The sequence below is a fragment of the Pseudomonas sp. 210_17 TE3656 genome, from assembly GCF_054821965.1.
The window spans coordinates 1712639-1736858 of sequence record NZ_JBTRBC010000001.1 but is presented as its reverse complement, the minus strand read 5'-3'; the positions used below and the strand labels follow the sequence as shown (position 1 = coordinate 1736858).

Here is a 24220-nt window from a genome sequence, read left to right as displayed (position 1 = left end):
AAGCCCCGGGCGCAAACGTCCGGGGCTTTTTTTTGCCTGGAAAACCGCTCTCCAAAAGGCAGGATTGCCGACTGATTGACGCGCGTCGCTGTTGTTAGTGTGCGGCCACTTCAACCCGAGGGAGAGCCCCATCATGAGCGTTTTGACTGTGTACTTCTGCGGCACCGGTTCGCATCGTTTCGACGACCGCAACCCCAATTTCTGGAATGGCGAACTGGTCGCGACCCTGGCCGCCAACGACCAGGGCCGCGAGTTCGCCCAATGGATCGCCATCGATGGCCCCGGCAGCGGCAACATGCAAAGCGACGATCTGTTCATCGAGAACAAGGCGTACGGTCTGAGCGGGACCCTGTTTGGCGCAGGCTGGGAGCAGAACGTTGCCCATGCCCTGCAGGTGATCAAGGGACGCTGCAACTGGCAACGGGAAAAGCTGACCGAGGAGCAATACAATCGCCTCAAGTCGGCGGGCGCGCCAATCGAGGATGTGAAGAAGGAGGGCTCCTGGTTCTGGCGTCACTATGACTACGGCGATCGTGGCGTTACGCAGCAGGAGTTGCAGGAAGGCATCATCAAGTTGCACCGCAAGGGTGGGCTGATCCCCAGCCAGGTCAACATCGTTGGCTGGAGCCGCGGCGGCATCAGCTGCCATATGCTGGCCAACGCCATGGCCGATGATCCCGAGCTCAGCCAGGTGCCGGTGAATATCTTCGCTATCGACCCCGTTCCGGGAATCAACAACCTGCAACCGCACCGGTTGCACCTGCGCGCCAACGTCAGGGAGTATGTGGGCTTCTACTCGCGTGACGAACGCTCAAAGGGCTTTGCCTGCGTGATACCGGCAACCCATCCTGACACCCGTACACACATCTACCCGCTGCCAGGGCGGCATGCCTCGCTGGTGGGCAACGCCTCCAGGGATGGTGCCGGCGATGGCAAACACCTGCCCGAGCCAGGCTTGCTCGTGCGTCACTTTGCCGAAACCTGCCTGACACGCTGGCAGGTGACCCTGCAAAAGCGGCTGGTGCTGAGCGACAAGCAGGTTGCCGATTGCCTGGATGCGCTGGATCGCGACGATGCGCGATACAAGGCCATGCGCGAGCATTCCTACACGCTGATAAGCGAGTCCGAAGGTGACGATCGTCGCGTTCATCAGGGGGAACTCACCAAACCGTTCAGCTATGTGCGCGGTAGCGATCTGTTGCCGTCAACAGGGCTGGATATAGCCACCTGGCGCGCGCTGGAGTTCGAGCCGATCCGCTGACGAGCTAGTGTATCGTGGCCTGGAGCGGGTGCCCGGCCACGAGCAAAAGCCCTTTACAGCCACCCTTGCGACGTTCTATCTTGCCGCCTCGGCCACCGCAGTGGCCAACGTCGCTCGGACGGTTCCGGGCGCTTACGTCTTCGAGGAAGCCATGGCTGACCAAGGTTCGCCGCGCCGCTTTGCGCGCATTGATCGTCTCCCCCCTTACGTCTTCAACATCACCGCCGAACTCAAGATGGCCGCACGCCGTCGTGGCGAGGACATCATCGACCTGAGCATGGGCAACCCCGACGGGGCCACGCCGCCGCACATCGTTGAGAAACTGGTGCAGGTCGCCCAGCGCGATGACACCCATGGCTACTCGACGTCCCGCGGCATTCCACGCCTGCGCCGGGCCATCTCGCGCTGGTACAAGGATCGCTACGAGGTCGAAATCGACCCGGAAAGCGAAGCCATCGTCACCATCGGCTCCAAGGAGGGCCTGGCCCACCTGATGCTGGCCACCCTGGATCATGGCGACACGGTGCTGGTGCCCAATCCCAGCTATCCGATCCATATCTACGGCGCAGTGATTGCCGGTGCCCAGGTGCGTTCGGTACCGTTGGTGCCGGGGGTGGACTTCTTCAACGAGCTGGAACGGGCCATCCGCGAGTCGATCCCCAAGCCGAAGATGATGATTCTCGGCTTTCCTTCCAACCCGACCGCGCAGTGCGTCGAGCTGGACTTCTTTGAACGGGTGGTGGCGCTGGCCAAGCAATATGATGTGCTGGTAATCCACGACCTGGCCTACGCCGACATCGTCTATGACGGCTGGAAGGCGCCGTCGATCATGCAGGTGCCAGGTGCCAAGGACATCGCGGTGGAGTTCTTCACCCTGTCCAAGAGCTACAACATGGCCGGCTGGCGTATCGGCTTCATGGTCGGTAACCCGGAGCTGGTCAGTGCCCTCGCGCGGATCAAGAGCTATCACGACTACGGTACCTTCACACCGCTGCAGGTGGCGGCGATTGCTGCCCTGGAAGGTGACCAGCAGTGTGTACGCGACATTGCCGAGCAGTATCGCCAGCGCCGCAACGTGCTGGTCAAAGGCCTGCACGAACTGGGCTGGATGGTCGAGAACCCCAAGGCGTCGATGTACGTCTGGGCGAAGATCCCTGAGGAGTATGCGCACCTGGGGTCGCTGGAGTTCTCCAAGAAGCTGCTGGCCGAGGCCAAGGTGTGCGTGTCGCCGGGCATCGGCTTTGGTGACTATGGCGATGATCATGTGCGCTTTGCCCTGATCGAGAACCAGGACCGGATTCGCCAGGCCGTGCGGGGCATTCGTCAGATGTTCCGGGCTGATGGGGTGGGCAAGGCTCAGAAGTAAGCAAGTCCATCGCGGGGCAAGCCCGCTCCCACAGTGCCATTTCTGTGGGAGCAGGCTTGCCCCGTGATCATTTCCACCAGGGCGCATCCAACCGCCCGTCAGGCGCAATATATTTCTACATCTCCCCCCTTCCCAAAGCCTTGGCGAAGCATAGAATGGCGACGGGTTTTCTCCCAATAACGATAAACTTGCCCCCCCGTTTCCTCATCATGTCCGAACATAATCCTTGTTTGAACTGCGGCGCCTGCTGCGGGTATTTCCGTGTGTCTTTTTTCTGGGGTGAGTGCACATCGGCGGGAGGCTTGGTGCCCGACGACCTGGTGGTACAGATCAACCCCACCCGGGTGGCGATGATCGGCACCGACAGCAAACCCTGCCGTTGCATCAGCCTTGAGGGTGAGATCGGCAAAGGTGTCAGCTGCGGCATTTATGAGCAGCGCTCCACCCCTTGCCGCGAATTCGAAGCAGCCTGGGTCGATGGTCAGCCCAACCCGAGTTGCGATGCCGCCCGCGCGGCCTATGGCTTGCCACCGCTGGAAGCCAACGAGCCGATCTGGCCAGACGACGAGGGGGCTGCAGTCGCCTGATGACGGTGACGCCAGGCGCCTGTACCCACGACCAGCGCCTGGCAACCTTGAGGTAGACTGTGCGGCTCTTCGGACAGGACAGGAGTTCTACCGTGCCGCACCCCTACACATTCCCCCAAGACCTTTGCCTGCAAAGCCCGCGTTTGCATTTGCGGCCCATGAGCGCCGAGGATGCCGCTGCATGGCTGGCGATCATGGCCGACCCACAGGTCATGCGTTTCTGGAATCACGCGCCCTGGAGTGATATTGACCAGGCGCAGGCAGCGCTTGCGGCTGATCGCCAGGCCTACGCGCGGGGGCAGTTGCTCAAGCTCGGCATCTATCGCCGCGACAGCGGTGAGCTGATCGGCATGTGCCAGTGTTCCAACTTCGACAGCGACTCGCGCCGGGGCGAAATCGGCTACTGCCTGGCCACGGCTGCCCAGGGGCAGGGATTCATGGGCGAGGCGCTGGAGCACTTCGTCAAGTATCTGTCCCGGGACCTGAACATGCGCCGCCTTGAGGCAGAGATCGATCCCCGTAACAGCGCTTCGGCACGGACCCTTGAGCGGTTGGGGTTTGTCCTTGAAGGGGTGCTGCGCGAGCGCTGGTGTGTGGCCGGGGAACTGTCTGATTCGGGGCTCTACGGTCTGCTGTTCGAGCGTGCTGCGTGATCATGCTCAACCGTTATGTTTCGCTGACCCTGCTGCTGTTTCTGGCGAGCCTGTGTTTCAACGCCATGTACATGACCGGGGACGGGCGCTTGCACGCGCTGCAAGCGTTGTTGTATGGCCCTTGGGGCCTGGTGTTCGGTATGTATGGCTGGTTCGCCAATCCCTTGCTGGGATTGGCGATGCTGTTGCACCGTCGTTGGCGCTGGGTATCGCTGGTGCTGGGATTGGCCGCCCTGGGTCTGGCATTGAGCAGTTTCGGGATCGACCGGATGCCCGACAATCGCAGCTACAACTTCGTCAACCTTACCCACTTTGCGCCAGGGTTTTACCTCTGGTTGCTGGCGATCTTCGGCTTTTGCCTGGGGCAAGCCTGGTGGTGTCGTCAGGCTCGTCAGGGCGTGCCGATACCCGGCTGGCACTGGTTGGACGGCGCACTGATTGTAGTGCTGGGCTTGGTGATCCATTTTGCCCTTGAAGCGCCCAGCCTCAGGTTTGAAATGAATCGCGCCCTGGAGCCGCAGCCGAGTATCCAGCCGATTGATCCGGACACCATCTAGCGCGTCGTCGAAGTACCCCATTGCACCACAAACATGCCGAGCACAATCAGGCCAACCCCGGCCAGGCGTAGCCCGTTCACCGGCCGCTGCGCCAGCCCCATCAGCCCCCACTGATCAATCAGCAAGGATGACAGCACCTGACCGGCGATCACGCAGACGATGAAGCCGGCGGCGCCCAGGCGCGGGGTGAGCATCAGCGCCGCGGTGATGTAGGCGACGCCGGCCACGCCGCCGAGCCAGGCCCACCAGGGCGCCTGGGCCAGGGCGCCGAGCTGCGGCAGCGGCGCGCGCAACACCAGCAGGGCCGGAATCACCATCAGTACGCTCACCCCCAGGGACACCAGCGTTGCCCACAACGGATGGCCAAGCAAGCGTCCCAAAGCGGCATTGCTGCCGGCCTGAAACGGCACCGCCGCACCCGCCAGCAAGGCGATGATCAGCGGCAGCAGGGCGGCGGGGGCGAAAGACAGACTCATGGCAAGACTCCTTGAAAATGGCTTGGTAAAGTCTTGGCTATGCATTGTGTTAATGGAAATTCGAATGCTGCACAGGAGTTATTCGCCTGATGGATGATCTGCGCCGTATTGATCTGAACCTGTTGCTGACCCTGCATGCCTTGCTGGTCGAGCAGCATGTATCACGCGCCGCCATGCGCCTGCACCGCAGCCAGCCGGCGGTCAGTCATGCCCTGGCGCAGCTGCGTGAACTGTTTGCCGATCCGCTGCTGGTACGCCGGGGTGGGCGCTTGCAGGCCACGGCCCGCGCTCAAGCCCTGATCGAGCCGCTGCAGCAGGCCCTGGAGCAGCTCGACGGCTTGCTTGCCCATCCCGGCTTCGATCCGCGCAAGGCGCGCCGCAGTTTTCGCCTGGCCATGTCGGATTACGGTGCGCGGGTGGTATTGCCGGGGCTGATGCGGGTGCTGCGTGACGAAGCACCGGAGATTGACCTGGTTGTCATCCAGGGCAGCCGGGAGGCGATGCTGGGTCATTTGTTCGATGGCGAGGCCGATCTGGCGCTTGGGGTGTTTCCGGAGCTGGCCGCCGAATTGCGGGTTGAAACGCTGTTTGAAGAGCGTTTTACCTGTATTGCCGATCGCAGCGGCTTGCCGCCTCGTGGTGGGCTCGATCTGGCTGATTGGCTGGTGCGCCCGCATGTACTGGTGGCGGTGCGAGCAGGCATCGACAACGAAATCGACCTGGCCCTCAGCGCCATCGGCGCCCGTCGCCGCGTCGCCCTGGCATTGCCACACTGGGCCGCGGCACAGGAGGTGATTGCCGGTACCGACCTGATCCTCACCGTTGCCCGGCGCAGCCTCGACAACGGCAAGCTGGATCCGCGTTTGCGTCGTTTTGAGCCACCGCTGGCGATCAAGGCATTCGGCTTTCAGCAGGCATGGCATCAGCGCCGGGAAGGTGAAGCAGGCCATCGCTGGTTGCGCGAGCGTATTGCGCAGGTGTGTAGCGAGACTGTAGGAGCGGGCCTTGTCCCGCGATCGGGTGCGAAGCAGCCGTAAAACCTGTACTTGCGGTCTATCTGTCACACCGCGTCGGCAGGGTTTGCTGCCGCTTTGCGGCAGATCGCGGGACAAGGCCCGCTCCTACAGGTTCTGCCTATGGCGTCCTATTGTGGAAGGCGCCTGTGCCCTGCATCCTGAGCGGCCCTTACAAGGAGTTCGCCGAATGAAGCATCCTCTGCTATCCATCGCTCTGATGACCGCCATTGCCCCCTTCGCCGTCGCCCAGAGCGATTCGTCCGCCTACAGCCAATGCATGCAAACCGCCCAGACCACCCTGGACATGAACAACTGCAACGGCGCCGAGATCGAACGTCAGGACGCCCGCCTGAACAGTGCGTACAAGAAGGCCCTGGCGGCCCTTGAACCGGCTCAGCAAACTCAGTTGCGCGACGCCCAGCGGCTATGGATCAAATACCGCGACGCCAACTGCAAGCTGTATTTCAGCCTCACCGGCGGCACCATCGATCAGCTCAATGGCGCGGGCTGTGTGCTGGACATGACCAAGGCTCGTGCAGATGAATTGCTCAAACTGATCGAGCCTGCATAAACCGGGTTATCGATGCCGGGCAGCGCGGGCCCGCAGGTATTCACGCACTTCGACCTGATTGCCGGAGAACTCGATGCGCTCAGCCTTGCTGTCACGATGGAAGGCATACATCGGGTCGTAGTATTCGCTGAGCAGGCCACTGATCCAGGCGCGGTGCAGGTCGACTGCGCCACCGCGTTGCTGCTCTTCCAGGGCTTGTTGCAGCAGCGCTGAAAGACGCTGGTAACGCTCACCGCCCAGGCGCTTGAGGATGTTGCCCATGCTCTGCTGCAGGCGCTCTGCGAACAGCTTGAAGCCTTGTTCGCTACCGTGCAGGGCAACGAACTCGGCGCACAGGTTGGTCACGTAGTCGCCCAGGATGCGTTCGACACGGTTGTCGAAACTGTCTTCCAGCCACACCAGCGGGTAATGCTGCATGCCCTGGTACAGCTCCAGCGGCAGTGAGCAACTGCCGACGATTCGGCCTTCGTCTTCCAGAACGAACTGCTCGATACCGCGAGCGCGCTTTTTCAGCACGTCGATGGCCAGGCGGTTTTCGAAGTCGATCTGCACAGGCTGGCCGGTGGCACGTTTGCCGAAACTGGAGCCACGATGGTTGGCGTGGCCTTCCAGATCGACCGCGTTTTCCAGCACCTGCAGCACTTCGGTTTTACCGGTGCCGGTAAGCCCGCCGATCAGTACGAAGTCGCATTCGGCAACCGCCTGCTGGGTGGTTTCAAGCAGGAAATTACGCATGGCTTTGTAGCCACCGATTACCTTGGGGTAGTGAATACCGGCTTCATCCTTGAGCCACTGCTGGACGATCTGCGAGCGCAGGCCGCCGCGAAAGCAGTAGAGATAACCCTCTGGGTTGGCCCGGGCGAAGGCGGCCCAGGCGGCAATACGCTGATCCTTGCTCTGGCCGCTGACCAACTGATGGCCGAGGGCGATGGCGGCCTGCTGGCCCTGCTGCTTGTAGCAGGTGCCAACCTTCTGCCGCTCGAGGTCGTTCATCAGGGGCAGGTTGATCGCGTTGGGAAAGGCGCCCTTGGCAAACTCGATCGGGGCGCGCATGTCCATCATCGGTACATCGTTCAAGAACAGCTGGCGGTAGTCGGTGCTGTTGTCACGCATTACAGCACCTCAACCGCATGGCTCTGTCGCTCAACCAGCTCGCCGATCGGCGCCAGGCTCAGGCCCAGCTCGGCGGCGACAGCGAGAAACTCCGCTTCACCTTCGGGTGCCACTGCGACCAGCAGGCCACCACTGGTTTGCGGGTCGCACAGCAGGTGCTTCTGTTCATCGCTCAGCGGGGCGATTTTCTCGCCGTAGCTGTCGAAGTTGCGCAGGGTGCCGCCCGGCACACAGCCTTCGGCCAGATAGTGCTCGACGCTTGGCAGGCGCGGTACCGCGCTGTAGTTCAGGCGCGCACTCAAGCCGCTGCCGTCAGCCAGCTCCACCAAGTGGCCGAGCAGGCCGAAACCGGTAACGTCGGTCATCGCCTTGACGCCCGCCAGCTTGCCGAAGCGGCTGCCGGGAGTGTTGAGGGTGCACATCCAGTCGCGGGCCAGGCCCTTGTCCTGGTCGCGCAGTTTGGCTTTTTTCTCGGCGGTGGTGAGGATGCCGATGCCCAGGGGTTTGGTCAGGTACAGGCGGCAGCCTTGGGTAGCGGTATCGTTGCGCTTCATGTGGCGCTTTTGCACCACGCCGGTCACCGCCAGGCCGAAGATCGGCTCGGGGGCATCGATGGAGTGACCACCGGCCAGCGGAATACCGGCCTCGGCGCACACCGCGCGACCGCCGCGGATCACTTCGCGGGCCACTTCCGGAGCCAGTACGTTGATCGGCCAGCCGAGAATGGCGATGGCCATCAGCGGGTCACCGCCCATGGCGTAGATGTCGCTGATGGCGTTGGTGGCGGCGATGCGGCCGAAGTCGTACGGGTCATCGACAATCGGCATGAAGAAGTCGGTAGTCGAGACCACACCGCGCTCGTCATCGAGGGCGTAGACTGCCGCGTCATCGCGCGAGGCATTGCCGACCCAGAGCTTCGGGTCCAGGGCCTGGGTGCCGCTCTCGGCGAGAATCACCTCGAGCATCTTCGGAGAGATCTTGCAGCCACAACCGGCGCCGTGGCTGTACTGGGTCAGACGAATCGGCTCGCTCATACGCACCTCGAAAAATCGTGAGGCCCGATTGTAGCAAAGCTGGTCTTTGCGCCGATGCCTCTTATAATTCTGGAGCCAGCCTGATGTTGGCTCTTTCCCCGCTATTGAACCGGAGAATCCCTCATGCTCAAACGTCCCCTGGCGCTGTTCGCCGGCCTCGTGCTGTCTTGCTCATCCCTCCTGGCCCAGGCGGCCGATACCCTGAAGGTCAGCGCCATCCCTGACGAGGCGCCAACCGAGCTGCTGCGCAAGTTCAAGCCACTGGGCGAATACCTGGAGCAGAAGCTGGGCATGAAGGTCGAGTTCGTGCCGGTCGCCGACTACCCGGCAGTGGTCGAGGCGCTGGCCACTGATCGTCTGGACATGGCCTGGCTGGGCGGTTTCACCTTTGTTCAAGTGCACCTGAAGAGCCCGACCGCAACGCCACTGGTGCAGCGTGAGCAGGATGCCAAATTCACCAGCAAATTCATCACCGCCAACCCCGAGATCAAGAGCCTGGCTGACCTCAAGGGCAAGACCTTTGCCTTCGGTTCGATTTCCTCCACCTCCGGCAGCCTGATGCCGCGCTACTTCATGCTCAAGGATGACAACATCAAGCCGGAGAGCTACTTCAGCCGGGTTGCCTATTCCGGTGCCCACGACGCCACCGCCGCCTGGGTCCAGGCCGGCAAGGTCGATGCCGGTGTGCTCAACGCCAGTGTCTGGGACAAACTGGTGGCTTCGGGCAAGGTCGACACCAGCAAGGTCAAGGTGTTCGCCACCACCCCGAGCTACTACGACTACAACTGGACCGTGCGTGGCAGCCTCGATCCTGCGCTGAAAGAGAAGATCAAGCAGGCTTTCCTGAGCCTTGATCCAGCCAACCCGGCCGATAAAGCAATTCTTGATCTGCAAGCCGCCAGCCGCTTCATCGAAACCAGCCCGGACAACTACAAGGGCATCGAGGAGGCCGCCCGGGCTGCTGAGTTGCTCAAGTGACGATCCAGCTTAACGCTACGAGTCTGCGTCATGGTCAGGTTCAGGCATTGCAGGCGATCGATCTGCGCGTAGAGGTTGGCGAACGGGTGGCGATCATCGGCCCTTCGGGCGCCGGCAAGTCCAGCTTGCTGCAGCTGATCGCCAGCGCCCTGGCACCTACCAGCGGCAGCGTCGAGCTGCTCGGTGAGGCGCCGTGGCGGTTGTCGGCGCGAGCGCGCCAGCGTCTGCGCGCGCGAATCGGGCTGATCCACCAGGCACCGCCGCTGCCACCCCGGCAGCGGGTGGTGACTGCGGTGCTGGCCGGGCGCCTGGGACAGTGGAGCACCTTGCGCGGTCTGCTCAATCTGTTGCATCCCTCCGATGTACCCGGCGTGCGCGCCGTGTTGTCCAGGCTGGGCATGGCCGACAAGCTCTTCGCCCAGTGCGGGCAGCTGTCTGGCGGGCAATTGCAGCGGGTCGGCATCGCCCGGGCCTTGTACCAGCAGCCGGAAATCCTGCTCGCCGACGAGCCGGTCTCGGCCATGGACCCGGTGCTGGCCGAGCACAGCCTGAAAACCCTCAACCAGCATGCCAGCGAACGCGGTATTACCCTGGTCGCCAGCCTGCATGCAGTGGACCTGGCGCTGGCGCATTTTCCGCGGGTGATCGGTATCCGCGAAGGGCAGGTGGCATTCGATCGTCCGGCCTCTGAGGTTTCCGCCGACATGCTCGATGCGCTGTATGCCAACGAGCACCTGGGCTCGCCACAGGTGCCGCTGCCGACGCTGAACCTGCAGATTCCACGATGCTGACGGCTGACAAACGCGACCCGGCAGCCCTGCCGAGGCTGCTGCTGACCCTGCTGGCGATTGCCTTGCTGTGGCCCGGCATCCACGTGAGCGAGCTCAATCCCGGTGTGCTGCTGGAGGCTGAAAACCGTCGCCAGATGGGCAATTTCGTCAGCGGCTTCTGGCCGCCTGCGCATGATCCCGAGTTTCTCGCCCTGTTATGGGAAGCGATTTTACAAACCCTGGCGATGGCCACCGCAGGCATGACCCTGGCCCTGTTGCTGGCGATACCGGCCAGCCTGCTCGCCAGCCGGGCGCTGTCGCTGGGCGCCGCCTCGCGTGCGGGGCGCCTAGGGTTCTGGTCGCGTACCTTGCGTCTGCCGGTACGTGGGCTGCTGATCTTCTTGCGCAGCGTGCCGGAAATCGTCTGGGCGCTGCTGTTCGTTCGTGCCGTAGGTCTGGGCCCGACTGCCGGGGTGCTGGCCATCGCCATCACCTACAGCGGCATGCTCGGCAAGGTGTACGCCGAGATCTTCGAATCAATCAACCAGCGTCCCGCGCACGCGCTGTTGCAGGCCGGCAGCAGTCGTCTGAGCGCCTTCTTCTACGGCATCCTGCCGGATGCGGCGGCGGAGCTGGTGTCCTATACGGTCTATCGCTGGGAATGTGCGATCCGCGCATCGGTGGTGATGGGTTTTGTCGGTGCCGGCGGGCTGGGGCAGCAGATCGATTTGTCGCTGCGCATGTTCGCCGGTGCCGAGGTGGCGAGCATGTTGCTGGCCTTCCTGCTGCTGGTGTGGCTGGCCGATCAACTGAGCCGGCTGTTGCGCGGGAGGCTGGCATGAGACGGCTGATCAATGCCGCGCTGATCCTCGCCTTGCTGGCGGCGGTGGCAGGGTCGTTTGCCTACCTGAGCCTCGACTTGCAGGCGCTGTTCGGTAACGGTGGGCTAGGGCAGATGGGCGCCTATGCAGCGCGTTTTCTCAGCCCTGACCTGAGCCCTGAACATTTGCGTGCGGTGGGCAAGGGCGCCCTGGAGACCCTGGCCATGTCTGGCCTGGGCACGCTGCTCGCGGTGATGCTCGGGCTGTTGATTGCCTTGCCGGCGGCTGGGCGTTTCGGTTGGCCGCTGCAAGGTGCTGCGCGTTTGTTGCTCAATGCCCTGCGGGCAATACCGGAATTGGTATGGGCGGCGCTGACTGTGCTGGCGGCGGGCCTGGGGCCGAATGCCGGCACCCTGGCGTTGGCGCTGCATACAACTGGCGTGCTTGGCCGGCTGTTTGCCGAAGCACTGGAAAATACCCCGCCAGAGCCGGCTGCGGCCATCCGCCTGCAGGGCGGCAGCCAGGTGGCGGCGTTCTGTTTCGGTACCTTGCCCAACCTCTGGCCGCAGTTACTGGCTTACAGCCTGTACCGCTGGGAAAACAACATCCGCATGGCCAGCGTACTCGGCTTTGTCGGCGCCGGTGGTCTGGGGCAGATGCTCTACACCACCTTGAGCCTGTTTCAGGAAGCCCAGGCCAGCACGGTGATTATCGCCATGCTGGTGCTGGTGCTGCTGGTGGATGCCTTGAGCGACCTGCTCAGGCAACGCTTTGTCAGAGCCTGATCAGAACGCGCCGCGCAAGGTCAGCATGTAGTTGCGTGGTTCACCGTAGTAGTTGCCGTACTCCGAGGTGCCGACTGTGGCGTAGTAGCGGCGGTCGAACAGGTTGTTGCCATTGAGGGCGAGGCTCCAGTGCTCGTCGACCTTGTACTCGAGCATGGCGTCGTAAACGGCATAACCACCCTGGGTGAAGTCAAAGGGCTTCTCGTTGGTCACGTTGCCACCGCTATCGAAATCGTAGGCGGTGCCTTTGACGAAATTGCTGCTCTGGATGTTCACCCCGCCACCGACCCGCCAGGCCGACCAGTCGTTGGGCAGGGTGTACACCGACCAGAGCTTGAACAGGTGCTTGGGGGTGATGCTGGTGTAGTCGCTCTGTTCGCTTTGATTGTCCATCAGGTTGAGGGTGTAGCCGGCGATCACTTCAAGGCCCGGCAACACTTCGCCGGTGGCTTCGATATCGATACCTTTGCTGATGACCTTGCCCTGGCCGATAAAGCAGCATGAGCCGCTGTAGCTGAAAGGTGCCTGTGGGTAAGACGGATCGGTGACCGCTTCGTTCTCGCGCTCGGTGTAGAACACCGCAGTGGTCAGGTTCAGCGCGCCGCCGAACAATTCGCCTTTGAGGCCGGTTTCGTAGGTTTTGCCGGTCATGGCTTCGACCGCCGAGCTGTTGCCCTCAGGGCCCTTGAGTTTTTGCGCCTGGGGTTTGAACACTTCGGCGTAGCTGGCGTAGGCCGACCATTGATCATTCAAGGCGTAGATCAGGCCACCGTAAGGCACCAGTTTGGTCGGTTCGCGATGGCTGATTTCCGATTCATATTTCCACACATCATCCGTCTTGGTCTGGTAGGCCTGCTCGTATTTGTAGCGCTGGGCGCGGGCACCGATGATCAGTTTCAGCGGGTCGCTGATCTGCAGGCGCAACGTCGAGTACAGGCCATATTGCTCGCGAGTGTTGGGGCTGTAGTCGCGCCAGTAATCATGGTCGGACTCGTTCGAGCTCAGTGGCGTCGATTGCGGGTCCCACAGATCGATCAGGCCGCCTTTACCGACCATGCCTCTGGCGGCGCGCCAGCGGCTGGTGACCTTCTGGTAGTCGGCGCCGACCAGCAGTTCATGCTGACGCCCCATGGCTTCGAAGGTGCCCGAGAGGTTGACGTCGAACACCGACTGCTTGCTCCACGACGACACATAGCTACCCCACCAGTAGGGACCGGTGTTGGTGGTTTCATCAACCGAACCATAAGGGATGATGCCTTCGGTGTCCGAGGTGTCGTAGGAGTAGGTGTAGGAAGTGTTGAGTTTCCAGTCGTCGTTGAAGCGGTGATCGATCTTGGCGAACAGTTCTTTGGCGTAGCCGTCCATGTAGGACTGGTTGGTGGTATACCAGCTGTGACGCGGTAGCTTGACGTCGCCACCACTGCTGTAGCGCGGCAAACCATCGCCAGTACCGTTCTCGTGGGTTTTCTCGTAACTACCACCCAGAGTGATCATGGTGGCCTCGGTCAGGTCCGCTTCGAGTATTCCGTAGATCAGGGGCTTCTCGGTGCTGCGGTTATCCATGAAGTACTGACGGTCGCTGTAGGCGGCGACCATCCGTCCACGTAACTTACCGTCGAATGCGAGCGGGCCGGTGACATCCACTTCGCTGCGGTAGTTATCCCACGAGCCGGCGGAGGTGTTGAGCTTGAGCTGGTATTGATCCAGTGGGCGCTTGCGCACCAGGTTGATGATGCCTCCCGGATCACCCGTGCCGCCAAGCAGGCCGGACGAGCCGCGCAGCACTTCGACGTGGTCGAACTCGGCCAGGTCGTAGATCTTGTCGCCATAGAAGGTGCCGATACCGGAGCCGATGTCCATGGGCGCGGCGCCGTCGATCTGGATGTTGTCGATACCGAACCCGCGAGAGGCGAACTTGGGCAGGCGGAAGTTACCGTTTTTTACGGTGATGCCGGGGGTGCGCTTCATGGCGTCGGACAGGTTGGTCATGCGCAGGTCTTCGATAGCCTGCTGGCTGATCACCGACACCGATTGCGGAGTGTCTTTGATACTGGTCGGGGTCTTGGAGCCGACACTGGTCAAGCCGGTGGTGTACGACCCGGAGTTCTCGGTGGCCTCACCCATGCCCTGGCCTTGGATGGTGGTCGCACTCAGTTCCAGTGCTGTGCCAGTACTGGCGCTGGCGTGTGGTACCAGCAGGTAGCTGCCGTCAGCTTGTTGTTCGGCGCGGTAGCCGCTGTTGGCGAGGATGTGTGCCAGGCCAGCGGCCACCTCGTACTGGCCGCTGAGTCCGGCACTGGATTTACCGGCAGTCAGCCGGGCATCGGTGGACAGGGCGATGCCGGCCTGGCGCCCGAACTGGCCAAGCACCTGGTCAAGGGGGCCAGGGGCAATGTTGAAGTTTACTGTGGTGCGCTGTTGCACCTCGCTGGCCTGGGCACTGGGAACGAGCAGATGACTCAGGCTGAGCCCGCCGATCAGGGCCAGACTAAGCCGGGAGGCACGGGTGGTGGCGATGGCACGGGCCAGCGGGTGAGGACGCAAAAGCATGACGGATATCCGTGATCGGAGGAGTGGGCCCGCAGGCAATTGGCGGGATTTCCTCTAAAGCCAAACGAGAATGAGAAACCTGCCGCTTTACGCGAACTTTTTTTCCACAGGCTTTTTCACACCCGAGCGATCACCGTGATCCAGTACTGTGTGCGCCGTTGCAGACGCACCGGCAGACTCTTTTCCAGTAGCGCGAAGATTTGTTCAATGTTGTTCAGCGGGAAGGACCCGGTCAGGTACAGATCGGCAACGGCCGGGTCGCAGCGCAAGACCCCGACGTGATAGCGCGACAGCTCGGCGATGAAGCTGCCCAGGCGCATGCGCTGGGCAACGATGAAGCCGTCGATCCAGGCGGTAGTGCTCTGCTCCATGGGTTGCGGCGCCGCTATGCCGTATTGATCGATACGGGTCTGCTGGCCGCTGGGGATAACCTGCTCGATCCCCCCGGTAAACGGCTTGGCTGCTACCTGACCGCTGCTCACCGACAGCAGGGTACCGTGGCCGTTGGGTTCGCTGCGCACGTTGAAGCGGGTGCCCAGCGGACGTAGAAGTGCCTCGGCGGTGTGTACCAACAACGGCCTGCCGGCGGCATCCTGGCCGCTGAGGATGTCGATTTCGCCTTGATGCAGAACCAGCAGGCGTTCGCCGGCGCTGTAGCGCACATCCAGCGCGGTGCGAGTGTTGAGCCAGACCTGAGTGCCATCGCCCAGGGTGTGGTGACGGCGCTCGCCGGTCCCCGTGTGATAGTCCGCCAACGCCCCTTGCAGCCACAGGCTGTCGCGGGCCTGCCAGGCGCTGGCGCCGAACAGACCGATGCCGACAAAGGCCTTGAGCAGCTGGCGGCGGTTGGCATCGAGGGTCCGGGTGTGCTGCAAGGCATTGCGGGCTACCGGATTGTTCAGTTGCGCGGCGCGTTGCTGCAACTGCCGGGGAATGCCTGCCAGCCGCTGCCAGGCCCGCTCGTGCTCCGGATCTGCCTGGCGCCACTGTTGCAGTTGCTGATGCTCCTGAGGGCTGATGTCGCCGGATTGCGCCAGGGTGAACCAGGCAATAGCCTGGTCGCGGATGCCAGGGGCAATGGGGCGGTCGTGAGGTGCCTGGGCGGACATGGCGCTCACTCGTACTGGCTGGCGTAACACAAGGCGAAGGCCTTGCTCATGGACTTTTGCACCTGATCGATGCTCAGCCCCATGTGCGCGGCGATCTGCTTGTAGGTCAGGCCATCGAGCTGCGAGAGCAGGAAAATCTCTCGCGCCCTGGGCGCCAGGCCATGCAGCAGGGCATCGATCTCCACCAGGGTTTCGATCAACAGGTAATGATCTTCGGCCGACAGCGCCACCGCTTCCGGTTGCGCCGCCAATGCTTCGGTATACGCCCGTTCCACCGCCTGGCGCCGCCAGCGATTGACCAGCAGGCCATTGGCAATGGTCGCCAGATACGCCAGGGGCTGACGCAATTCGTTGAGTGGCTGGCGCGAGCGCATCACCCGCACAAAGGTGTCCTGGGCCAGGTCGTCGGCATCGGCGCTTTCGCTCAAACGCTTGCGCAACCAGTTGCGCAACCAGCCGTTGTATTCGAGATAGAGGTGTTCGACATCCCGTTGCAAAGACTTGGGCGTATCCATGAACGTGCAAGCGCCAGTATGTTATTGATAATTGTTCTCAATGCTACTGGAGGCTGGAGGGCGGATGCAATCGTTGAATGCAGAGGGCGTCATCGATCCGCTACAGCACTTGCTTCATCTGCACCAAGGCTACCCGCGTATTGCCCGGCCCCTGGCGCTCCTCGATGGCGAAGGGGGCGAAACCCAGCTGTGGATAAAGCAACAACCCGGCGGTATTGCTGTTGAAGCAGGACACCCAGACTTCACGGGCATCGAACTGCTGACGGGCCAGCTCGATCATGCTCTGCACCAGATACCGCGCCACACCATGGCCGCGTGCAGCCGGGGCTACCACCACATTGCCGAGGGCGCAGACACCGCTGTGCTCGGCCTTGTAGAAGTTGGCAAAGGCCAGCAGCGTGCCGTCGCCCTCGACCACCGTCGAGCCCTCGCGTTGCGCGATGGCATCGCTCAGTTGTGCTGGCGTCAGCGGGTACTGGGCTTTGGGGAACATGTAGAACAGCTCGTCCGGGCCTTGGGGGAAACAGCAGATAGTGGCGATGTCCGTGGCCTGGACGGGGCGATGGGTCAGCTGCATAAAAGTGGCTCGCTCAAGGAGGAGGGTGACGGAATCCTACACTGCCTGGCGGCCTGCGCAGGTACAATCGCAGCCTGTAAAATCGCCACGCGGATACTGTCATGAGTCTTTCTGTTCCCACCGTGCCTGAACGCCGCCTCGGTGCGCCGTTGTTCGCCCTGGCACTGCTGTTGATTGGCGCGGTGTTCCTCAATGCCAATGTCGGCAGCAATCAAATGCTGCTGTTGGTCGTCGGTGCTGCCCTGGGTCTGACCCTGTACCACGCCGCTTTTGGTTTCACTTCAGCCTGGCGCGTGTTCATCAACGAACGCCGCGGCGCGGGGCTACGGGCGCAGATGGTGATGCTGACCCTCGCCGTGCTGCTGTTCTTCCCGGCGCTGGATGCCGGGACCTTGTTCGGCCAGCCGGTCAAAGGGCTGGTGGCGCCAGCCGGGGTTTCGGTGGTGTTCGGTGCGTTCATTTTCGGCATCGGCATGCAGATGGGCGGTGGCTGCGCTTCCGGCACGTTGTTCACGGTTGGCGGCGGCAATGCGCGGATGCTGGTAACCCTGCTGTTTTTCATCATCGGTTCGGTAACCGCCACCCATCACGTTGATTGGTGGTTCTCGCTGCCTTCGTTCCCGGCGACTTCGATTGTTCAGACGTTTGGACTGATGCCCGCTTTGCTCGTGAGCCTGGTGGTGTTTGCCTTGATTGCCTGGGTAACGGTAGTGCTGGAAAGACGCCGCCATGGTCTGCTCGAAGCTGCGCCACACAGTGAGCACCAAGGGCTGCGCCGTTTTCTGCGGGGGCCGTGGCCGCTGCTGTGGGGCGCGGTGGCCTTGGCGCTGCTCAACTACCTGACCCTGGCGCTGGCCGGGCGTCCGTGGGGGATTACTTCGGCGTTCGCCTTGTGGGGCGCGAAAACCCTTGGCGGCCTGGGAGTGGATGTCGGCAGCTGGGCGTTCTGGCAGGTGCCGGCCAATGCCAAGGCACTGGCTTCGCCGCTGTGGGAGGATGTGACCACGGTGATGGATATCGGCATCGTTCTCGGTGCGCTCCTGGCTGCCGGTCTGGCTGGTCGTTTTGCACCGAACCTGAACATCCCCACGCGCTCGCTGGTAGCGGCGGTGATTGGCGGCCTGCTGCTGGGCTACGGTTCGCGCCTGGCTTATGGCTGCAATATTGGCGCGTACTTCAGCGGCATCGCCTCAGGCAGTGTGCATGGCTGGCTTTGGCTGATCGCGGCGTATGCCGGCAACGTGATTGGTGTGCGCATTCGTCCGTTCTTCTTTGAGGGTGAGCGTCGCCCGGCTACCTTGAGTGGTTGCTGATAATGGCTACAGGTTCACATCATCGATAATCGCCTTGGCCATCTCGCCTAGAAAATGCGCGGCCCACACCAGGGTCGCGTCTTCCTCTGTTTCCCCCAGTAAGGTCAACTTGTTTACGCAGGCCATGAGCATGGAAGCCTGGTTAAGTGCGTGCTCGGAGGAAATTCCCGGGTTGACGCGAAACAGCTGGTAATTGGCGAAGGTTACCGCGCCGGTAGTTGCATTGTTCATGAGTGAACCTCGAACTGAGGGTCGCGCCCATCGCCGGCTTCGCCAGCTCCCACAGTGTTCAGGGTGCACTCGGACCCTGTGGGAGCTGGCGAAGCCTGCGATCGAGCGCGAAGCGCTCGCAATCAGTTATGCATCTGAACGCAGGCCAGCGCCTGCTCAACACGGCTGCGTGCCGTCTCCATCTCGTGCACCGCAGCGCGCATCAGCGCTTGCCCGTGCGGATCAGGGTGCAGCAATACTGCTTGTTGGCTCACCGCCAGGGCACAGGTCAGATGCTCGGAGGCATAGACCAGGGCGTCTTCAAGGCAATAAGGGGATTCGGTGGGAAGAAGCGGGGGATCGGGGACGATTTTCAGCATGGTCAACTCCTAAGTCTCTATGGAGCTACCACCTACCGCTGTCAAACGAATGGGTGGCAGCTGTACGCGGGTTGACAGACCAGGGACTTAGGAACCCGGCGCACACGAGTGTGCCCCACGTACAGCTGCCATAACGGCAGTTGTCGCGCCTAAGTAAGGACGGTCTGTCAAAACCGGTCGTTGAATTAGCAACGACCGGCCAAGACTAGGCAGCTACCGAGGCAGGCGCAACAGCTGAAGTGCCCGGGGATTATGCTTGGGAAATGGACTACACGAAATGGCGAAATGGCTGCGCCCAGCAATGTTTTCTGCTGTGACATTGTAAGAAAAGTCTTTGTCACCCGAAGTCAGTCAACCGCCAGACTTGCCTGCAACCAAGTACTGAAACTCCGCGTCAACGGGCTCTTCTCACTGTCCCGATGTATCAGGCAACTCCAATCAGGCCCACGTACCGTTTGCGCACACAACGGCTGTAACAGCCCCTGCGTACACGCCTGCGTGGCAAGCAACTGACTGACCAGTGCAATGCCATGACCAGCACACGCCGCATCGAGCAGCAACCCAGGGTCGGAGAAGTTCAAGCCGTTGCTGCGCTGGCCTACATCCTCACCGCCCTCAACCACCCAATGACTCCAGTCCATTTCCCGTTCGCCATGCAAGGTGGTGCGCTGTGCTGCGGGCAACTTGAGCAAATCAGGATGGCAGGCCGGATACAGACGGTCGCGAAACAGGGTCTGGTGACTGCACTCGGCCTGGGCGCTGAGGTCGTCGCGCAGGCTCAGGTCGATTGTTTGCGTGGCCATGTCCGGCGGATCGAAGCTGGTGAACAACCACAGATCCACTTCCGGATGCTGACGATGAAAATCCCCAAGGCGCGGCAACAACCAGTGCCGGGCGAACGCCGGGGTGGTGTTGACCACCAGCTGATTGGGTTTGCGGTACTGCTCCAGGCGCCGGATGCCAACCGACAACTGCTGCAGCATCGCCTGGGTGGTGCTTTGCAGGTCGTAACCGGCATCGGTCAGGCTGACGCTGCGGCCGTTGCGAAAGAACAGCGGCTGCTCGAGGAAAGTCTCCAGGCTGCGGATCTGCTGGCTGATCGCAGACTGGGTCAGGTGCAGCTCTTCGGCGGCTTTGTGAAAGCTGCCCAGGCGTGCGGCGGCTTCAAAGCCGCGCAGGGCATTCAAGGGAGGCCAGTGCTTTAGCATTGATAAGCTCTACTAATCAGTTGTCGGCTAAATCTATCGTTTGTTCGCGCAATTATGAAGCCATAGCATTGTGTTCATCACCGCAGCAGCGGTTTTCAGTAATAAATATCCCTTAACTGAAAGGTGAGAAGCATGCAGCGCAATGGCGATCTGAGCAGTGGTTGGTTCATGCCCGCAGAGTGGGTAAACCATGCAGCGACCTGGATGGTCTGGCCGCACAACCAGGCGTTGTGGGAGTCTGGCTGGGGCGTGACTCTGGAGCAGGTTCAGGTGGATTTTGCCCGTGTTGCCAATGCCATTGCCCGCTTCGAACCGGTCAAGATGGTGGTGGATCCTTCAGCCCGAGCCAGTGCCAGCGATCTGTGCGGAGCGAACATCGAGCTGATCGAACTGGCGGTCAACGACAGCTGGTGCCGCGACTCCGGCCCGAGCTTTATCTGCCACCCGCAACAAGGGCTGGCCGGGGTCAGCTGGCGCTTCAATGCCTGGGGCGGCAAGTCGGCGCATGATCTGGACGAAAGCCTGGCGCGGCGCGTGCTCAACCAGCTCGGTCTGGACTGCTTTGGTACTGCCTTGAGCAACGAAGGTGGGGCTATTCATGTTGACGGCGAGGGCACCCTGATCACCACCGAGTCGGTGTTGCTCAATCCCAACCGTAATCCGGGAATGACCAAGGCCGAGATCGAGGAAATTTTCACCCGTTTTCTCGGCGTGAAGAAAACCATCTGGCTGCCAGGTGATCCGGATTATGTCACCGGCGATATGACCGATGGCCACGTCGATGGCGTCTGCGCCTTTGCCCGCCCCGGCGTCTTGCTGGTCGATGCGACCCATGACCAGAACTCGGTGTATGCCAAGGTTGCGCGAGAGAACCGTCGGGCGCTGGAGCTGGCCACCGATGCTCAAGGCCGACGCTTCGAAATGCTTGAACTGTATGAAGCCAGCGAGGCGGTGGATGTCGATGCCGAGGTGTTCTGCGCCTCCTACACCAACTTCTACATCGCCAATGGCGCGATCATCATGCCGGCCTATGGCATTGAGGCCGACCAGGTAGCTGCAGACGTATTGGCCAAGGCGTTCCCGGGCCGCGAAGTGGTGCCGGTGCAGATCAACAACCTGGCCCACGGCGGCGGCGGTGTGCATTGCATCACCCAACAGCAGCCCGCCTGGCCAGTGAAGGGGTGATGCCATGACGCTACTGACCGTCGCCAGCACGCAGATGCCGTGCACCTGGAACCTGCAGCACAACCTTGATCGGGCCGAGCAGCTGGTACGCGAAGCGGCCGCTCAAGGGGCCCAGGTGATCCTGCTGCAGGAGCTGTTTGCCACACCGTACTTTTGCATCGAGCAGCATCACAAACATTTGGCACTGGCCGAGGAGTACCAACACAGCCAGGTACTCAAACGCTTCGCCGCGCTGGCGCGGGAGTTGGGTGTGGTATTGCCGTTGAGCTGGTTCGAGAAGGCCGGCAACGCCTACTTCAACTCGCTGAGTGTGGCCGATGCCGATGGCCGACTGTTGGGGGTGTATCGCAAGACTCACATCCCCAACGCCATCGGCTATCAGGAGAAGGAGTACTTCAGCCCTGGCGATACCGGCTTCCGCGTTTGGGATACGGCCTTCGGGCGCCTGGGTGTGGGTATCTGCTGGGACCAGTGGTTCCCCGAGACCGCACGCTGCCTGGCGCTGATGGGCGCCGAGGTGCTGCTGTTCCCGACCGCTATCGGCTCCGAGCCGGGTGCGGCCGAGCTGGATTCACGTGACCACTGGCAGATGGCGATGCGCGGTCACGCGGCGGCAAACATCCTGCCCGTCGTGGCCGCCAACCGCGTGGGGCTTGAGGCAGCAACTACCGATCCCGAATTGCAGATGACCTTCTACGGCTCGTCCTTCATCAGCAACCACAAAGGCAAAATGCTGGTCGAGGCCGACCGCAGCACGCCTGGCGTTCTGGTCCAGCAGCTGGACCTGGCTGCGATGCGCGAGGAGCGCCTGACCTGGGGCATCTACCGCGACCGTCGTCCGGAAATGTACGCCGCGCTGCTCGGGCTCGATGGCCGTCAAGTCAATGCATGCTGGAAGACTCAAGGGGTGTGACATGAACATCAGCCACAAGCATTTGCTGCTCACCCTCGGCCTGGTGCTGGGGACCACCCTGAACACGGCGCAGGCCGAGGACAAGACCCTGCGTCTGTACAACTGGGCGGATTACTTTGCCGAGGACACGCTGTCGAGGTTCACTGCCGAAACCGGGATCAAGGTGATCTACGACGTCATGGATGGCAGTGAAGTGCTGGAAGCCAAGCTGATGACCGGCGGCAGTGGCTACGACCTGATCTTCCCCGGCGACACGGTAGCCGAACGCCTGATACGTGCCGGCAGTCTGCAGGCGCTGGACCCTGCGAAGCTTGAGGCGCTGGCCGATGTCGAGCCGGGTTTGCAGAAGCTGCGCACTCATTACCCGCACGCCAGCAAAGCCACGGTGCCCTACACCTGGGGCACCATCGGCCTGACCTACAACGACGAACAGATCCGCCAGCGTATGGCGGATGCGCCGGTGGAGAGCCTGGACCTGCTGTTCAAACCAGAGCTCGCCGCCAGGTTCGCCGACTGCGGGATCTCGATGATCGATTCACCGGACGAAGTGCTGGCCGTGGTCCTCAACTACCTGGGCCGCGACCCGCGCAGCGCCAAGCGCGAAGACCTGGCTGCCGCCAGCGAACTGTTGCTGAAGATTCGGCCGTACATCCGCAAGTTCCAGTCGCAACCGGTGACTGATCTGGTCAACGGCAACCTGTGCCTGTCGCTCGGTTACAGCGGCGACATGACCCAGGCCCAGCGCACGGCGGACTCAGCCAGCAAGAAAGTCAGCTTCCAGTACCGTATCCCCAAGGAGGGCACCACGGTGTGGATGGACAACATGGCCATTCCGGTGGATGCCAAACACCCGGAGTACGCCTATACCTTCATCAACTTCGTCATGCGCCCGGAGAACATGGCGGCCATCAGCAATTTCACCGGATACCCGACCTCGAATGCCAAGGCGCGTCCGGATGTCGATCCACAGATGCGCAACAACCCGGATATCTACCCGCCAGAAGCCACCTTCGAGCGCCTGGTTACCGGCAAGGATATTCCGCAGTCCGACATGCGTGCGCGGATGCGCGTGTGGACCAAGTTCAAGACCGCCCCGGGCAGTTGATTGCACGGCGCACGTAAACGAATTGAAAGAGAGTCAAACAGATGCCAACGCGTCGTGAGTTCATTAAACAGGTTTCAGCGACCGCAGGCTTGGGGCTGGTCGCCTCCATGGGTTTTGGTCTGAGTGTCCCGCGGTCGCTGGCGGCCGGCGGCAAACAATGGTTCATGCCTGACGAGGGCGACAAGCAGCAGTGCGCCTTCGTCTCTTTTGGCGCGCAGGAGGCCATCTGGGAAGACTTCACCGCCGACGTGCAGGAAACCATCGGCCTGATCGCCAGCACCATCGCCCGCTACCAGCCGGTCACTGTGCTGTGCCGTGCCAGCGAGCGCGATCTGGCGGAAGAACTGTGCGGCAGCAAGAACACCACTTTTGTCACCACCGAACTGGATGACATCTGGATGCGCGACATCGGTGCCAACTTCGTGATTACCGAGCAGGGCGACTTGGGCGCGGTCGATTTCAACTTCAATGGCTGGGGCAACAAGCAGCAGCATAAATATGATGCCCGTGTCGCGCGATTGTTGGCTGACGATGCTGAAGCGACTTACCTGCGCAGCGAACTGGTAGGCGAGGGCGGCGGCATTGAAGTGGATGGTCACGGCACCGCGATCATGACCGAAAGTTGCTGGATCAATGCCAACCGCAATCCCGACTGGAGCAAGGCTGAAGTTGAAGAAGAGCTGAAGGCGCGCCTGGGACTGCGCAAGATCATCTGGCTGCCGGGTATCAAGGGCAAGGACATCACCGATGCGCATGTCGATTTCTATGCGCGCTTTGTTGAACCTGGGGTGATCATCGCCAACCTCGATACCGATCCCGATTCCTACGATCACGAGGTCACCAAGGCGCATCTGAAAATACTCAGCAATGCGACAGACGCCGATGGCCGTAAGCTCAAGGTGCATATCGTGTCGCCACCGCTGAAGCCGCGCAACAGCAAGTTCAGCAAGAACAACCCGGACTTTGCCGCGGGCTACATCAACTACTTCGTCATCAACGGCGCGGTGATTGCTCCGCAGTTTGGCGACAAAGCCGCTGATACCAAAGCCTTCGACCTGCTGACGGAGCTGTACCCGGACCGTGAGGTGGTACAGCTCAATATCGATGCCATTGCTGCGGGTGGGGGTGGTATCCACTGCGTGACCCACCAGCTGCCGCTGGTCTGAA

26 protein-coding genes are annotated in these 24220 nt (G+C 61.8%); 16 read left to right on the top strand and 10 right to left on the bottom strand.

The window, feature by feature from the left end; all coding sequences use genetic code 11:
• Positions 1-133 precede the first annotated feature (133 nt).
• The 5 genes from ACVI9W_RS08230 to ACVI9W_RS08210 all read left to right on the top strand — a co-directional run bounded on the left by ACVI9W_RS08230 (position 134) and on the right by ACVI9W_RS08210 (position 4424).
• Positions 134-1261: a hypothetical protein gene (locus ACVI9W_RS08230; RefSeq protein ID WP_461529717.1), complete on the top strand. Its 1128-nt coding sequence runs from the start codon at positions 134-136 to the stop codon at positions 1259-1261.
• Between the two features lie 151 nt (positions 1262-1412).
• A complete protein-coding gene (gene alaC / locus ACVI9W_RS08225; RefSeq protein WP_157194806.1) occupies positions 1413-2627 on the top strand; it encodes an alanine transaminase in 1215 nt (404 codons plus the stop codon).
• Between the two features lie 209 nt (positions 2628-2836).
• A complete protein-coding gene (locus tag ACVI9W_RS08220; protein ID WP_342623231.1) occupies positions 2837-3214 on the top strand; it encodes a YkgJ family cysteine cluster protein in 378 nt (125 codons plus the stop codon).
• Positions 3215-3306: 92 nt separating this feature from the next.
• Positions 3307-3867, top strand: a complete 561-nt coding sequence (locus ACVI9W_RS08215; protein ID WP_461529716.1) for a GNAT family N-acetyltransferase — start codon at positions 3307-3309, stop codon at positions 3865-3867.
• Between the two features lie 2 nt (positions 3868-3869).
• Positions 3870-4424 carry a hypothetical protein gene (locus ACVI9W_RS08210; RefSeq protein ID WP_461531804.1) on the top strand — a complete coding sequence of 185 codons (555 nt, stop codon included), beginning with the start codon at positions 3870-3872 and terminating at the stop codon, positions 4422-4424.
• Here ACVI9W_RS08210 and ACVI9W_RS08205 read toward each other — a convergent pair.
• Entirely contained in the window at positions 4421-4900 is a 480-nt protein-coding gene (locus ACVI9W_RS08205) for a DMT family transporter (RefSeq protein ID WP_157194116.1), read from the bottom strand. The genes ACVI9W_RS08210 and ACVI9W_RS08205 overlap by 4 nt on opposite strands.
• Positions 4901-4989: 89 nt before the next feature.
• On the opposite strand from ACVI9W_RS08205, the gene ACVI9W_RS08200 reads away from it, so the two are divergent.
• Positions 4990-5937, top strand: coding sequence for a LysR family transcriptional regulator (locus ACVI9W_RS08200; protein ID WP_461529715.1), 948 nt, complete (start codon positions 4990-4992; stop codon positions 5935-5937).
• Between the two features lie 166 nt (positions 5938-6103).
• On the top strand, positions 6104-6487 hold the full coding sequence (locus ACVI9W_RS08195) for a lysozyme inhibitor LprI family protein (RefSeq protein WP_461529714.1): 384 nt from the start codon (positions 6104-6106) through the stop codon (positions 6485-6487).
• A gap of 6 nt (positions 6488-6493) precedes the next feature.
• Here ACVI9W_RS08195 and mnmH read toward each other — a convergent pair whose 3' ends face one another.
• Both mnmH and selD read right to left on the bottom strand, forming a co-directional pair.
• Complete coding sequence (gene mnmH / locus ACVI9W_RS08190; RefSeq protein WP_461529713.1) at positions 6494-7600, bottom strand: tRNA 2-selenouridine(34) synthase MnmH; 1107 nt, start codon at positions 7598-7600, stop codon at positions 6494-6496.
• Positions 7600-8634, bottom strand: coding sequence for a selenide, water dikinase SelD (gene selD, locus ACVI9W_RS08185; RefSeq protein ID WP_038614547.1), 1035 nt, complete (start codon positions 8632-8634; stop codon positions 7600-7602). Before selD ends, mnmH begins: the two co-directional genes overlap by 1 nt.
• 123 nt (positions 8635-8757) lie before the next feature.
• On the opposite strand from selD, the gene ACVI9W_RS08180 reads away from it, so the two are divergent.
• From ACVI9W_RS08180 to phnE, 4 genes are read left to right on the top strand one after another with little or no spacing between them, the layout of a single operon-like run.
• Positions 8758-9612: a putative selenate ABC transporter substrate-binding protein gene (locus ACVI9W_RS08180; RefSeq protein WP_038614546.1), complete on the top strand. Its 855-nt coding sequence runs from the start codon at positions 8758-8760 to the stop codon at positions 9610-9612.
• Positions 9609-10403, top strand: a complete 795-nt coding sequence (locus tag ACVI9W_RS08175; RefSeq protein ID WP_157194109.1) for a phosphonate ABC transporter ATP-binding protein — start codon at positions 9609-9611, stop codon at positions 10401-10403. The genes ACVI9W_RS08180 and ACVI9W_RS08175 overlap by 4 nt, the downstream gene beginning before the upstream one ends.
• Positions 10397-11224: a PhnE/PtxC family ABC transporter permease gene (locus ACVI9W_RS08170; protein ID WP_461529712.1), complete on the top strand. Its 828-nt coding sequence runs from the start codon at positions 10397-10399 to the stop codon at positions 11222-11224. The genes ACVI9W_RS08175 and ACVI9W_RS08170 overlap by 7 nt, the downstream gene beginning before the upstream one ends.
• Positions 11221-11988 carry a phosphonate ABC transporter, permease protein PhnE gene (phnE, locus tag ACVI9W_RS08165; RefSeq protein ID WP_461529711.1) on the top strand — a complete coding sequence of 256 codons (768 nt, stop codon included), beginning with the start codon at positions 11221-11223 and terminating at the stop codon, positions 11986-11988. The genes ACVI9W_RS08170 and phnE overlap by 4 nt, the downstream gene beginning before the upstream one ends.
• Here phnE and ACVI9W_RS08160 read toward each other — a convergent pair whose 3' ends face one another.
• From ACVI9W_RS08160 to ACVI9W_RS08145, 4 genes are all read right to left on the bottom strand, one after another.
• The gene (locus ACVI9W_RS08160; RefSeq protein ID WP_461529710.1) at positions 11989-14538 is read right to left on the bottom strand and encodes a TonB-dependent siderophore receptor; all 2550 of its coding nucleotides are present in this window, start codon (positions 14536-14538) and stop codon (positions 11989-11991) included.
• A gap of 116 nt (positions 14539-14654) precedes the next feature.
• Positions 14655-15647, bottom strand: coding sequence for a FecR domain-containing protein (locus ACVI9W_RS08155; RefSeq protein WP_461529709.1), 993 nt, complete (start codon positions 15645-15647; stop codon positions 14655-14657).
• Between the two features lie 5 nt (positions 15648-15652).
• Positions 15653-16162, bottom strand: a complete 510-nt coding sequence (locus ACVI9W_RS08150; protein WP_157194101.1) for a sigma-70 family RNA polymerase sigma factor — start codon at positions 16160-16162, stop codon at positions 15653-15655.
• A 100-nt stretch (positions 16163-16262) separates the two neighbouring features.
• Positions 16263-16739, bottom strand: a complete 477-nt coding sequence (locus ACVI9W_RS08145) for a GNAT family N-acetyltransferase (RefSeq protein WP_461529708.1) — start codon at positions 16737-16739, stop codon at positions 16263-16265.
• Positions 16740-16840: 101 nt separating this feature from the next.
• On the opposite strand from ACVI9W_RS08145, the gene ACVI9W_RS08140 reads away from it, so the two are divergent.
• Complete coding sequence (locus tag ACVI9W_RS08140; protein ID WP_461529707.1) at positions 16841-18052, top strand: YeeE/YedE family protein; 1212 nt, start codon at positions 16841-16843, stop codon at positions 18050-18052.
• Between the two features lie 6 nt (positions 18053-18058).
• Here ACVI9W_RS08140 and ACVI9W_RS08135 read toward each other — a convergent pair whose 3' ends face one another.
• From ACVI9W_RS08135 to ACVI9W_RS08125, 3 genes are all read right to left on the bottom strand, one after another.
• Positions 18059-18283, bottom strand: coding sequence for a DUF3077 domain-containing protein (locus ACVI9W_RS08135; protein WP_157194095.1), 225 nt, complete (start codon positions 18281-18283; stop codon positions 18059-18061).
• 122 nt (positions 18284-18405) lie between these two features.
• The gene (locus tag ACVI9W_RS08130; RefSeq protein WP_461529706.1) at positions 18406-18642 is read right to left on the bottom strand and encodes a hypothetical protein; all 237 of its coding nucleotides are present in this window, start codon (positions 18640-18642) and stop codon (positions 18406-18408) included.
• 347 nt (positions 18643-18989) lie between these two features.
• Positions 18990-19850 carry a LysR substrate-binding domain-containing protein gene (locus ACVI9W_RS08125; RefSeq protein WP_461529705.1) on the bottom strand — a complete coding sequence of 287 codons (861 nt, stop codon included), beginning with the start codon at positions 19848-19850 and terminating at the stop codon, positions 18990-18992.
• A gap of 132 nt (positions 19851-19982) precedes the next feature.
• Between ACVI9W_RS08125 and ACVI9W_RS08120 the strand changes: the two genes are divergently transcribed.
• Genes ACVI9W_RS08120 through ACVI9W_RS08105 form a run of 4 tightly spaced genes read left to right on the top strand, consistent with a single transcriptional unit; the run spans position 19983 to position 24219 of the window.
• The gene (locus tag ACVI9W_RS08120; protein WP_461529704.1) at positions 19983-21035 is read left to right on the top strand and encodes an agmatine deiminase family protein; all 1053 of its coding nucleotides are present in this window, start codon (positions 19983-19985) and stop codon (positions 21033-21035) included.
• A gap of 4 nt (positions 21036-21039) precedes the next feature.
• Complete coding sequence (gene aguB / locus ACVI9W_RS08115; protein WP_461529703.1) at positions 21040-21948, top strand: N-carbamoylputrescine amidase; 909 nt, start codon at positions 21040-21042, stop codon at positions 21946-21948.
• 1 nt (position 21949) lies between these two features.
• Positions 21950-23053, top strand: coding sequence for an extracellular solute-binding protein (locus ACVI9W_RS08110; protein ID WP_461529702.1), 1104 nt, complete (start codon positions 21950-21952; stop codon positions 23051-23053).
• A 41-nt stretch (positions 23054-23094) separates the two neighbouring features.
• Positions 23095-24219, top strand: coding sequence for an agmatine deiminase family protein (locus ACVI9W_RS08105; protein WP_461529701.1), 1125 nt, complete (start codon positions 23095-23097; stop codon positions 24217-24219).
• Position 24220 lies beyond the last annotated feature (1 nt).